The sequence below is a fragment of the Sphingomonas sp. ID1715 genome (assembly GCF_013044515.1).
Taxonomy (GTDB): domain Bacteria; phylum Pseudomonadota; class Alphaproteobacteria; order Sphingomonadales; family Sphingomonadaceae; genus Sphingomonas_B.
On sequence record NZ_JABEPR010000005.1, the window covers coordinates 143,584 to 155,873 of the forward strand.

8 protein-coding genes are annotated in these 12,290 nt (G+C 66.2%); 2 read left to right on the plus strand and 6 right to left on the minus strand.

Annotated elements, in window-relative coordinates; all coding sequences use genetic code 11:
- The first annotated feature begins 7 nt into the window (after positions 1–7).
- Positions 8–2,047, plus strand: coding sequence for an RNA polymerase sigma factor RpoD (gene rpoD, locus HJG53_RS13650; RefSeq protein WP_171131480.1), 2,040 nt, complete (start codon positions 8–10; stop codon positions 2,045–2,047).
- On the opposite strand, the gene HJG53_RS13655 is transcribed toward rpoD, so the two are convergent.
- The 3 genes from HJG53_RS13655 to hemB are packed head-to-tail and all read right to left on the minus strand — an operon-like array spanning position 2,041 to position 6,254.
- Positions 2,041–2,958 (minus strand): EamA family transporter, encoded by a 918-nt coding sequence (locus HJG53_RS13655; RefSeq protein ID WP_171131482.1) that lies wholly within the window; start codon positions 2,956–2,958, stop codon positions 2,041–2,043. The genes rpoD and HJG53_RS13655 overlap by 7 nt on opposite strands.
- On the minus strand, positions 2,955–5,210 hold the full coding sequence (locus tag HJG53_RS13660) for a spermidine synthase (protein ID WP_171131484.1): 2,256 nt from the start codon (positions 5,208–5,210) through the stop codon (positions 2,955–2,957). The genes HJG53_RS13655 and HJG53_RS13660 overlap by 4 nt, the downstream gene beginning before the upstream one ends.
- Positions 5,211–5,258: 48 nt before the next feature.
- Positions 5,259–6,254, minus strand: coding sequence for a porphobilinogen synthase (hemB, locus tag HJG53_RS13665; RefSeq protein WP_171131486.1), 996 nt, complete (start codon positions 6,252–6,254; stop codon positions 5,259–5,261).
- Between the two features lie 35 nt (positions 6,255–6,289).
- On the opposite strand from hemB, the gene HJG53_RS13670 reads away from it, so the two are divergent.
- On the plus strand, positions 6,290–7,171 hold the full coding sequence (locus HJG53_RS13670) for a diacylglycerol kinase family protein (protein ID WP_171131488.1): 882 nt from the start codon (positions 6,290–6,292) through the stop codon (positions 7,169–7,171).
- Here the strand turns inward: HJG53_RS13670 and HJG53_RS13675 are convergent.
- The 3 genes from HJG53_RS13675 to HJG53_RS13685 all read right to left on the minus strand — a co-directional run bounded on the left by HJG53_RS13675 (position 7,155) and on the right by HJG53_RS13685 (position 12,282).
- Positions 7,155–8,609: an MATE family efflux transporter gene (locus tag HJG53_RS13675; RefSeq protein WP_171131490.1), complete on the minus strand. Its 1,455-nt coding sequence runs from the start codon at positions 8,607–8,609 to the stop codon at positions 7,155–7,157. The genes HJG53_RS13670 and HJG53_RS13675 overlap by 17 nt on opposite strands.
- 150 nt (positions 8,610–8,759) lie before the next feature.
- Positions 8,760–11,678 (minus strand): valine--tRNA ligase, encoded by a 2,919-nt coding sequence (locus HJG53_RS13680; RefSeq protein WP_171131491.1) that lies wholly within the window; start codon positions 11,676–11,678, stop codon positions 8,760–8,762.
- A 97-nt stretch (positions 11,679–11,775) separates the two neighbouring features.
- Positions 11,776–12,282: a DUF2497 domain-containing protein gene (locus HJG53_RS13685; protein WP_171131493.1), complete on the minus strand. Its 507-nt coding sequence runs from the start codon at positions 12,280–12,282 to the stop codon at positions 11,776–11,778.
- Positions 12,283–12,290 lie beyond the last annotated feature (8 nt).

Consider the following 12,290-nt stretch of genomic DNA (forward strand, 5'->3'; position numbering starts at 1 on the left):
CGGTTGAATGGCGAAACAGATGGAAGAACAGGTCGAAAAGCCCGAGGGCGGCGATGCCCCGCTGATCGACCTCAACGAAGCCTCGATCAAGAAGCTGATCGCCCGCGCCAAGAAGCGCGGCGTGATCACCTATGACGAGCTGAACGAGGCGCTGCCGCAGGATCAGATGTCGTCCGAGCAGATCGAGGACATCATGTCCGCGCTCAACGACATGGGCGTCAACATCGTTGAGAATGACGAGGCGGGCGAGGACGGCGAGGCCGAGAAGGAACCCGAAGAGGACGATACCGACGTCGCGGCCGAAGGCGGCGACGGTTTTTCGGCGCCCGCGATCGAGAAGAAGAAGGAAACGGTCGACCGCACCGACGATCCGGTGCGCATGTACCTGCGCGAGATGGGCGCCGTCGAGCTGCTCAGCCGTGAAGGCGAGATCGCGATCGCCAAGCGGATCGAGGCCGGCCGCGACACGATGATCCTGGGGCTGTGCGAAAGCCCGATCACCTTCAACGCGATCATCGGCTGGTCGAACGCCTTGAACGAAGGGACAATGCAGCTGCGCGAGATCCTCGATCTCGACGCGATGCTGAACAAGGATCCCGCGCCCGAAAACCTAACCGACGAGGAAGAAGGCGGCGACGGCGAGATTTCCGAAAAGACCGCCGGCCCGAGCTTCAAGGAAGAGGAAGAGGTCGAGGAAGTTCAGTCTTCGGACGACGAAGACGAAGAGTCGATGACCGAACGGCGTGCGCCGCGTCCGAGCGACGACGAGGAAGAGGACAACACTCTCTCGCTCGCTCAGATGGAAGAGCAGCTGAAGCCGGCAGCGCTGGAGAAATTCGCCAGCATCACCGCCCTGTTCAAGAAATTCTCGAAGCTGCAGGCGGCGCGTCTCGACGCGATGGGCGGCGGTGCGCCCTTCTCCAGCGGCGACGAGAAGAAGTACCAGAAGCTGCGCGAGGACCTCACCGCCGAGGTCGAGAGCGTGCAGTTCCACAACGCCAAGATCGAATATCTCGTCGATCAGCTCTACAGCTACAACCGGCGCCTGACTGCTCTGGGCGGGCAGATGTTGCGCCTGGCCGAACGCCATAAGGTGCCGCGCAAGGACTTTCTCGACCGCTACGTCAATCGCGAGCTCGACGAAGGCTGGCTGGAGACGGTCAAGGGCGCCGACAAGAAATGGTCCGCCTTTGCCGCCAACGAGGCCGATGCCGTCGAGCGCATCCGCTCCGAAATCGCCGAGATCGCCCAGGCGACCGGCATGGCGCTGCCCGAGTTCCGCCGCATCGTGAATATGGTGCAGAAGGGCGAGCGCGAAGCCCGGATCGCGAAGAAGGAGATGGTCGAAGCCAATCTCCGGCTCGTGATCTCGATCGCGAAGAAATACACCAATCGCGGCCTGCAGTTCCTGGACCTGATCCAGGAAGGCAATATCGGCCTGATGAAGGCGGTCGATAAGTTCGAATATCGCCGCGGCTATAAGTTCTCGACTTATGCAACCTGGTGGATCCGGCAGGCGATCACCCGTTCGATCGCGGATCAGGCGCGGACCATCCGCATCCCGGTCCATATGATCGAGACGATCAACAAGCTGGTCCGCACCAGCCGCCAGTTCCTCCACGAACAGGGTCGCGAACCCACGCCCGAGGAAATGGCCGAGCGCCTCTCCATGCCGCTTGAGAAAGTGCGCAAGGTGATGAAGATCGCCAAGGAGCCGATCTCACTCGAAACGCCGATCGGCGACGAGGAAGATTCGCACCTGGGCGACTTCATCGAGGACAAGAACGCGGTCATTCCAGTGGACGCGGCAATTCAGGCGAACCTGAAGGAAACCGTGACCCGCGTGCTCGCCTCGCTGACGCCACGCGAAGAGCGTGTGCTGCGCATGCGCTTCGGCATCGGCATGAACACCGATCACACGCTCGAGGAAGTCGGCCAGCAGTTCAGCGTCACCCGCGAACGCATCCGCCAGATCGAAGCCAAGGCGCTCAGGAAGCTGAAGCACCCGAGCCGGTCGCGGAAAATGCGCTCATTCTTGGATCAGTGACCGCGTGAGCGGCTGAGCCTGGGCCAGAGCAGGTTCAGGGCAAGGCCGCTCATCACCAGCGCGCCGGCGAGCAGCTTCCAGTCCTGAAGCGGCTCGCCGAGCAGTAGCGCCGATGCGCTCATGCCGAATACGGGCACCAGCATCGACAGCGGCGACACGGTGGACGCCGGGTGGCGCGACAGCAGCCAGCCCCAGGCGGAATAGCCGAACAGCGTATTGCCCACCGACTGCCACAGCACGGCCGCCCAGGTCGGCCAGGATGCAGCCGCCACGCTTGTCGCAATTTTGGCGGGACCGTCCGCGACCAGCGTCGCTATCAGCAGCGGCGGGATCGAGAAGAGGCTCGCCCAGACCACGAACGCCAGCATGTTGCTCGCCCCGCTGACCTTGGCGACATGATTGCCGATGCCCCAGCTGAGCGCCGCCGCCAACACCAGCGCGAGCCCAAGCGGCGTGGTCGCCGCATCGGTGTGGAAGAGGATGACGACCAGGCCAGCCGTCGCGAGCGCCAGCCCGCCAAGTTGAAAGCGCCGCATCCGCTCGCCGGACAGCCACACGGACAGGCCGATGGTGAAGAAGATCTGCATCTGCACGACGAGCGAGGCGAGCCCGGGCGAGATCAGCCCGTCCATCGCAATGAAGAGCAGCCCGAACTGCCCGAAGCCGATCGCGACGCCATAGGTGGCGAGGCTTCGCCACGGCACCTCGGGTCTCGGCACGAAGAACACCGCCGGCAGCAGCGCGAAGATGTAGCGCAGGGTCGCGAAGGTCAGTGGCGGCAGCGCGTTCAGCGCGACCTTGATGACCACGAAGTTGGTGCCCCAGACTGCAACAACCGCCAGCGCGAGCAGCGCGTGGGCCAGCGGCAGATGGGGGTCGGGTGCGGGCGTCGGCGCCGCGCTGCCGTTCATCGGAACGCCTTCAGCAGCGGCAGAATGCTGCCATAATCATCGCTCCAGCCGGTGAACCCGGCGTCTTCCTTCAGCGGTCGCCATTTGTGCTGCGGCGGGGGGTCGCCGGTAACCCGCGCGAGCACAGCCGCGTCGCGGGTCATCAGGATCCAGCTCGAGCTGTTGATATAGTCGTAATATTCGGAAGTTGGCGAGATCAGGTCATCGTAGCGGGCGGCAAGCCAGCCCCCTTCCCGCGCTGCCCGCGCGATCACCGGCTCCAGCTCCAGGAAGCGATTGGAGATGTGGACGAGCAGCATCCCGCGAGGAGCGAGCACGCGGCCATAGATGGCGAAGGCTTCGCGGGTGAGGAGATGCATGGGCACTGCATCGGACGAAAAGGCGTCGAGCGAGAGGAAGTCGAGGCTCTGCGCCGGCTCCTTGGCCAGACTCACCCGCGCATCGCCCAGGATAATCTGCGCACGCGGGTTGCACCGCGGCAGATAGGTAAACTTGCCGGATCGCCGGGCGATATCGATCACCACCGGGTCGATCTCGTAGATCCGCCAGCTCTGGCCCGGCCGGGTGTAGCAGGCGAGCGTGCCGGTCCCGAGGCCGACCGACCCGACGCGGGCGGCAGGCCCCGCAATCTCGGGCAGCTTGAACATTGCCTGGCCCACACCGGAAAAGGCGCTGTAATAGCTGGTCAGCTCGCGCTCACGGCCGGGTGTGAGCAGTTGCACGCCGTGTGCCGTCGTGCCGTGCGCCAGCGTCCGCACGTCGCCGGAGTCGCGGATCGTGTAGACGCCGAAATAGCTGCGCGCGCGGGCATCCGGCGTCATCGACAGGCGCAGCGACTCATAGCCGCCGAACACCAGCATCATGCCGGCGATGCCGGTCAGGAACGGCACGCGCCGCCCGATGCAGAAGAAGGTGAGCAGGCCGATCGCCCCGCCCCCGATCCACATTGATCGACCCCACATCCAGCGCCAGGGCTGCTCGATCGTGATCCCGACCAGAATGATCGTCAGGACGAGCATCGCGAGTGTCAGGACGACCGCGCGGGTGCGATTCGACCAGAGTCGATCGAGCGCATCGAACAAATAGTGCTGCGGCACCAGGGCGGCGGCGGCGAGGATCAGCAACGGATGTTCGTAGGTCCAGTCGAACAGCACCGGCGCGAGCAGTCCCGAAAAAAGCCCGCCCAGCGCGCCCCCGATCGACATGCAGAGATAGAAGCCGGTCAGGTAGATCGGCGCCGGCCGTGTGCGATACATCTCCGCGTGCAGGGTCACGGCGATGGTGAACAGCAGCAGCAACTCCACGCTCGCCATGAAGAAGGGCTGGCTCGGCGCATGCCGGATCGCCATGCCGCCGAACGCCAGGATGATGAGCGGCGACAAGCGGCAGAGCGACACCACCGCGCCGCGCTCCGCCGCAAAGGCCAGCGTGAAGCTGAGCAGGTACAGTCCGAGCGGAATCACCCACAGCATCGGCATCGCGACGATGTCCGTGGTCAGATACGTCGTGGTCGACAGCATCAGCCCCGAGGGCACCGCCGCAAGCATGATCCACCAGAGCCGGCGCCTGAGCGTCGGGCGCCGCTCGGCCGTGTAACCGGCGTCCGATGTGTCGACGCCGGCGCGCGGCAGTACGGCGGCGCAGCTGAGCGTCAGCACGAACAGCAGCACATAGCCGATCGTCCACAGCGTGCTCTGCTGAGCGAGCGTCAATCGCGGTTCGACCAGCAGGGGATAGCTGAGCAGGCCGGTAAAGCTGCCGAGATTGGAGGCGGCATAGAGCGGATAAGGATCCCGGCCGCCGGTCGCCGCGGCATACCAGCGCTGGATCATCGGCGCCTGCGCCGCCACGGCAAGGAAGAGCGGGCCGATCGACACCAGCAGCAACCACAGAATCCACAGCGCCGGCGAGGCTGTGGCCGAGGGAGTCCAGTCGACCAACCCGATCGGCAGCAGCAGCGCGGCCGATGCCAGTAGCAGCAGGTGGACGACGGACTGGTTGCGCACGTTCAGCCGCGACAGGCCATGCGCATAGGCATAGCCGCCGAGCAGCAGCGCCTGATAGACCAGCATCGCGCTGTTCCACACCGCCGGCGCACCGCCGAGGCGTGGCAGCGCCATGCGGGCGATCATCGGCTGCACCAGGAACAGCAGGAACGAGCCGACGAAGATCGTGCCGACGAACAGCGGCCCCAGGTCGCGCCGATGTTCGCCAATGCCCTCGGCGGTCAGCGCACCGGCAGCGCTCGCCATGCTAAGCGGCCCCGTTCAGGTCGTTGCGCTCGAATGTCACCGCGGGATTCAACGGGCCAGCAGCCTCGCGGCGAGCGGCGCGTGATAGGTCAGCACTCCTGAGCATCCCGCCCGCTTCAGCGCCACCAGGCTTTCCAGCACGAGGCCATCCCGATCGCCGGCGCCGGCCGCGGCTGCGGCCTCGATCATCGCATATTCGCCCGACACCGCATAAGCGAAAACAGGCACTTCGAAGCGCTCCTTCACGCGCCGGATGATGTCGAGATAGGGCAGCCCGGGCTTGACCATCACGGTGTCTGCGCCTTCCGCCAGGTCGAGCGCGACTTCGCGCAGCGCCTCTTCGGCGTTGCCGGGGTCCATCTGATAGGTCTTCTTGTCGCCCTGCAGCCGACCACGCGAGCCCACGGCATCGCGGAACGGCCCGTAAAAGGCCGAGGCGTATTTGGCGGCATAGGCCATGATCTGGACATTGACATGGCCGTCAGCCTCGAGGCCCGCTCGGATGGCGGCGACGCGGCCGTCCATCATGTCAGAGGGAGCGATGATGTCGGCACCGGCACGCGCCTGGTTGAGCGCCTGCGCGACCAGCACGTCCTTCGTCCGGTCGTTCAGCACATAGCCGCGCTCATCGACGAGGCCGTCATGGCCGTGCGCAGTGTAGGGATCGAGTGCGACATCGGTCAGCACGCCGACCTCAGGCACCGCATCCTTGATCGCGCGGACGGCGCGGCACATCAGATTGTCGGGGTTGAGCGCCTCATCGCCATTGTCGGTGCGCAGCGGCTCGGGCGTGTAGGGGAACAGGGCGAGACAGGGAATGCCGAGCGCCGCGGCATCGCGGGCGCGCTCGACGATAAGGTCGACGGACCAGCGGGATACGCCCGGCATGGTGGCGATCGGCTGCTCGACGCCTTCGCCCTCGACGATGAACAAGGGCCAGATGAGATCGGCGGGCGTGAGCACGGTTTCGGCATGCAGCGCCCGGCTCCAGGCCGAAGAGCGGGTGCGACGGAGTCGCAGTGCGGGATAAGCGGCACTATGCATGCGCCCGACTAGCCCGAACCCGCGTTAGGACGCCAGTGAAACCGCTGCCCAGACAAGCCATCCTCGTGGTCAATGCCAAGTCGCGCAAGGGTCGGGACCTGTTCGAGCGCGCAAAGGAACTGATCACCGCCCGCGGCATCGAGCTGATCGCCGCCCATGCCGTGCCCGATCCGGACCAGCTCCGCCCGACGATCCAGCAGGCACTCGCCATCGATCCGCCGATGATCATCGTCGGCGGCGGCGACGGCACGCTTTCTTCGACGGTCGACGACTTCGTGCCGCACGACACGGTTTTCGCGCTGCTGCCGCTCGGCACCGCGAACAGCTTTGCGCGCACGCTCGGCATCCCGCTCGACCTCGAAGGCGCCATCGACGTGATCGCGACCGGCGAGCGGCGGCGGATCGATCTGGGCATGATCGACAAGGATTATTTCGCCAATTGCGCAGCGATCGGCATGTCGCCGCTGATCGCCGAGACGGTGCCGCACAACCTCAAACGCTATCTCGGCCGCGTCGGCTATCTGAGCTGGGCGGCCTGGCAGTTCCTGCGCTTCCGGCCCTTCAAGCTCACCGTCGGCAACGAGACGGTCGATGCCGTCGAGGTGCGGATCGCCAACGGTCCTTACCATGGCGGCACGGAACTGGTCGAAGACGCCGCGGTCGACAGCGGCAAGATCGTCGTGCAGGCCGTGCTCGGCAATGCGCGCCACCGGCTGATCTGGAGCTGGGCGGCGAGCATCCTGAAGCTGCGCGCGCGCAAGCGCACCGTGCGCGAGTTTCACGGCAGCGAGCTGCGCGTCGCGACCGACCCGCCCCTCCCCATCTCGATCGACGGCGAAGTGCTGGCGCATACCCCGGTCACCGCCCGCATCGCCGCCGGCATCATCGAAGTGGCCGCCCCTAAGCCGCAGGGTTGAGGCGGCCGGCAGGCTCCGACGTGCCGAGCGCCTCCTCGCGACATTCGTCGCCGCTCGGCGGCGTCATCATCCGCGCCTTCCGCCAGCCGCCATAGCGGTAATAGAGGCCAGCCAGCACCAAGGTCACGATCGACCCGGCGGGGAAGCTCAGCCAGAGCGCGTCGGCGCCGAGCGCCGGCCGCGCCAGCGCGATGAAGCCCAGCCGGACCGGGAACATGGCGACGAACAGGATCACCAGCGGCGCAAACACCGCGCCGTTCGCGCGGACGATGCCGAAGAACACCATGGTGACGCCGAACAGCACGAAGTTCCAGGTGGCGAGCAGCTGGATGTGCCGCGCGATCCCCATGGCCGGGCTGTCCTGCCCCAGGAACAATGCGATCGCCGGCCGATCGGCGGCGAGCAGCAGCAGGACGAGCGCACCGGTGAGCAGCACATTCTGAGCGACGCCGGCGCGCATGATCTGCGACACCCGGTCCCACCGGCCCGCGCCGATATTCTGCGCGGCCATCGCGCTGACCGCGGCACCGATCGCCATCGCGGGCATCTGCACATAGGTCCATAATTGCTGGGCGACGCCGAATGCGGCGGCGGTATCGACGCCCTCGGCATTGACGAAGCCGATCATCACCAGGGCGGCGAGCGAGATGACGATCATCTGCAGGCCCATCGGGAAGCCCTTGGCCGCGATCGTGCGCAGCAAGGCGCCTTGGGGACGCAGATAGCCGAGCTCAGCCCCGCGCAGGCGCAGCGGCAGGTCGCGGGCATAGATGAAGCCGATCATCGCGAGCAGGCCGACGAGATTGGCGATCACCGTCGCCAGCGCCGAGCCGGCGATCCCGAGCGTCGGAGCCGGCCCCAGCCCGAGAATGAAGACGGGGTTGAGGCCGCTATCGAGCACCACGGCCACGAACATGAAATAGAAGGGCGTGACGCTGTCGCCGACACCGCGCAGGCCCATCATCAGCAGCACGACGATCAGCGACAGCGGAATGGCGATGAAGATCACCCGCAGATAGTCGAGCGCGAGTTGCCAGGCGCCGGCGGGTGTCTGCAGCAGGTCGAGGATCTGCGGCGCGAACACCCAGCCGAGCAGTGCGACCACCAGAGTCAGCGGAATGAACGCGCCCATCGCCGTGCCGATCGTCCGGCGCACCGCATCGATGTCGCGCCGGCCATAGCTCTGGCCGATCAGCACCGTCGCCGCCATGCCGAAGCCGAACACGAAGGCGTTCAGCAGGAACATGATCATGTTGGCGTTGGAGGTCGCAGCCAGCGCCTCCTCACCAAGGAAATGCCCGACCCAGAAGGTGTTGATCGACCCGTTCAGCGACTGCAGCACGCTGGAGCCGAGCGTCGGCAGCGCGAACTTCAGCAGCGTCGATGCGATCGGCCCCTCGGTCAGGTCCTGGCGGGGAGGTGCGTTATCACGGGCCATTACTCCCCCTTAACGTCCGAATGGTCACAAAAGGTCGCACTGGCCAAGGGAGCGGGTGACTGTTGCGATCCTCCGCTCCTGCGCCGCACTTCAGTCGCACATCGACAGGCCTGTAGGACAGCCTCAATGGTCAAAGCAGGTGGCCGGCCTTCAACCGAGACGCTTCAGCGCCGCGGTCAGCCGCTCCGCCTCGGCTGACTTGTCGGCATGATCGACGCGGGCCTTTTCGACCGCTTCCGGCTTGGCGCGTTCGACGAAGCTCGGGTTGTTCAGGCGCCCGGCAAGCGCATCCCGCTCCTTCTCCGCCGCGGCAATGGCCTTGGCGAGCCGGGCGCGTTCGGCTTCGAGGTCAATCACGTCGCCGAGCTGGAGTGCATAGGTAGCCTCGTCGACGACGATCTGCGCCTGGCCGCCCGCACTCTGGCTCGGCTCGATGCGGGCCAGCCGGGACAGGGCCGCCGCGTTGGCGGCAAGCCGCCGCTTCGTCGGCTCGCTCGCATCGGCCACCGAGAAAGGCACCCGCGCACCGGGCGGCACGTTGAGTTCGGTGCGCGCGGTGCGGACCTCGCTGACCAGACGGATCAGCCAGTCGATCTCCTTCGCCGCATCAGGATCAATCGCGCGCGCATCGGCGAGCGGCCATTTGGCGACGATCAGGTCGTAGGGGCGATCGCCCAGCGCATGCCACAGCTCTTCGGTGATGAAGGGCATGAACGGGTGGAGCATGACCAGGATCTGGTCGAGCACCCAGCCGGCGACGGCCTTGGTCTCTGCGGCGCTCCCCGGCGCAGGCCGGGGTCCAGCTTCGCCGGACTCTGGGCCCCGGCTTTCGCCGGGGAGCTGTTCCGAGAGCACCGGCTTGATCAGCTCCAGATACCAGTCGCAGAACTGGCTCCAGACGAACTGGTAGATGGTGTTCGCCGCCTCGTCGTAGCGCAGGTCCGCGAGCGCGAGGTCGAGCTTCTGGACGGTGCGGATCGTCTCGCCGACGATCCAGCGATTGACGGGCAGCGTCGCTGCAGGCGGCTCCAGCGTCTGCGAGGCGCCAATGCCGTTCGCCTGGGCGAAGCGGGTGGCGTTCCACAGCTTGGTCGCGAAGTTGCGATAGCCTTCGACCCGCTTTTCATCGAGCTTCACGTCGCGACCCTGGCTCTCCATCGCCGCCAGCGTGAAGCGCAGGGCGTCGGCGCCGTATCGGTCGATCAGGCCGAGGGGATCGACCGTGTTGCCCTTCGACTTGGACATTTTCGAGCCGTCGGCTGCGCGGACGAGGCCGTGCAGATACAGGGTCTTGAACGGCACTTCTTTCATGAAGTGCAAACCCTGCATGATCATCCGCGCATCCCAGAAGAACAGGATGTCGAAGCCGGAGATCAGCACGTCATTGGGGTAGTGGCGGGCCAATAAGCCCCTCCCCTTCAGGGGAGGGGTTGGGGTGGGGCCATCCGACAGGTGCGGAGCCGGCGACTGCCCCACCCCCTGCCCCTCCCCTGAAGGGGAGGGGTGAAAGTCCTCTGGCCAGCCCAAGGTCCCGAACGGCCACAGCGCCGAACTGAACCAGGTGTCGAGTACGTCGTCGTCGCGGCGAAGCGGCACGTTGCCAGCCTCGCGCTGCGCTTCCTCCTCGCTCTCGGCGACGAAGACGCGGCCATCGTCGGCATACCAGGCGGGGATGCGGTGGCCCCACCAGAGCTGGCGCGAGACGCACCAGGGCTGGATGTTTTCCATCCAGTTGTAATAGGTCTTGGTCCAGCTTTCAGGCACGACCTTGATCGTGCCGGACCGCACCGCTTCGATCGCAGGGCCGGCGAGCGTCTTGGCATCGACATACCATTGATCGGTCAGCATCGGCTCGATGACCACGTTCGAGCGGTCGCCGAAGGGCTGCATGATCTGCTTGTCTTCGACGCGGATCATCAACCCTTCCGCATCGATGTCAGCGATGACGCGCTTGCGCGCCTCGTACCGGTCCAGGCCACGATAGATGTCTGGAACGAGGTTGAGGGCATCGATGTCCTTGGCTGAAGCGGTCGCGCCAGCCGCGATCTCGCGTGCGCGGGCGGCCGCGGTGGCATAATCATCGCCATCGGTCCGCATGCGGGCGGACTCGTCCATCAGCCGGTACATCGGGATGTTGTTGCGCTGGGCGACGCCGTAATCATTCTGGTCGTGCGCGCCGGTGATCTTCACGGCCCCGGAGCCGAAATTCGGATCCGGATAATCGTCGGTGATGATCGGGATCAGGCGGCGCTGCGCCTTGGGACCGACCGGGATCTCGCACAGCGCGCCGACGATCGGCCGATAACGCTCGTCGCCCGGGTGAACGGCGACCGCGCCGTCGCCGAGCATCGTCTCGGGCCGCGTCGTGGCGATCGAGATATAGTCGCGCTCTTCCTCGAACAGCACATTCCCGTCCGCGTCGCGCTCGACATATCGATAGGTGCGCCCCCCGGCGAGCGGGTATTTGAAGTGCCACATATGGCCGCTCACTTCGCGGCTCTCGACTTCCAGGTCGCTGATGGCGGTTTTCAGCGCCGGGTCCCAATTGACCAGCCGCTTGTCGCGGTAGAGCAGGCCCTGGCGGTAGAGCTCCACGAACACCTTCAGCACGGCGCGGCTGAAGCCTTCGTCCATGGTGAAACGCTCGTTCGCCCAGTCGCACGAGGCGCCGAGGCGACGGAGCTGGCGGGTGATCTGGCCGCCGGACTGCGCCCTCCACTCCCAGACATGCTCGACGAACGCCTCGCGCGGCATGTCGGTGCGCTTGACACCCTGGCTGTTCAGGTTGCGCTCGACGACCATTTGGGTGGCGATGCCCGCATGATCGGTGCCGACCACCCAAAGCGCATCCCTGCCCTTCAGCCGAGCGTGGCGGACGAGAATGTCCTGCAGCGTGTTGTCGAGCGCGTGGCCGATGTGGAGCGAGCCGGTGACGTTGGGCGGCGGGATGACGATCGTGAACGGCTCCGCCTCGGGCCGCTCGGGACGGAACAGATTGTTCTCTTCCCAATAGGGATACCAGCGCGCCTCGATCGCGGCGGGGTCGAAGGTCTTCGGCAGTTCGCTCATGCGCGCGGCCTTAGACGAGGGCGCAGCGATTGGGGAAGAGCGCGCACCCCTTCTCAATTCGGTCTGGGCTCAGGCCAAACCGCGGGAGAATGGGTGCTCAGGCCCGTCCGCTGATGCGGGCGACTTCGCGGTCGACGGTCGCCTGGACGATGCGCGGGAGGTGGGCGTCGAGCCAGTCCTTCAGCATGGGCCGCAGCATTTCGCGGACCAGCCCTTCGAGCGTGTTGTCGGCGGCGGGATCTTCCGGCTTCACGATCACGCGCGACAGTGCGGCGAGCGCCTCGCGCGTCGCGTCGGCGGCGGCCGAGGAGATCAGGGTCTCGGGCGTCGGCGTCGGCGCAGACATGGGTGCCGGCTCCGCCTTCGGCTCGGCGCGCCTGACGAAGGGCGCCATCGGGGCGGTCGCGAGCGCGGGCGCTTCCTCGGCGCTGATCGGCTCGGCCTCGGGTTCGGGCGCCGGCTGCATCGTGTCGGGCTCGGCGAAGCTGTGCGTCAGCTCCAGCACCTCCGGCTCATCCTCGGGCTCCGGCTGCAAGGCGCGCGGGGGTGCCGCCTCCCCTTCCTCGGCGATGATGCGTTTGATGGAGGAGAGGATTTCCTCCATCGACGGCT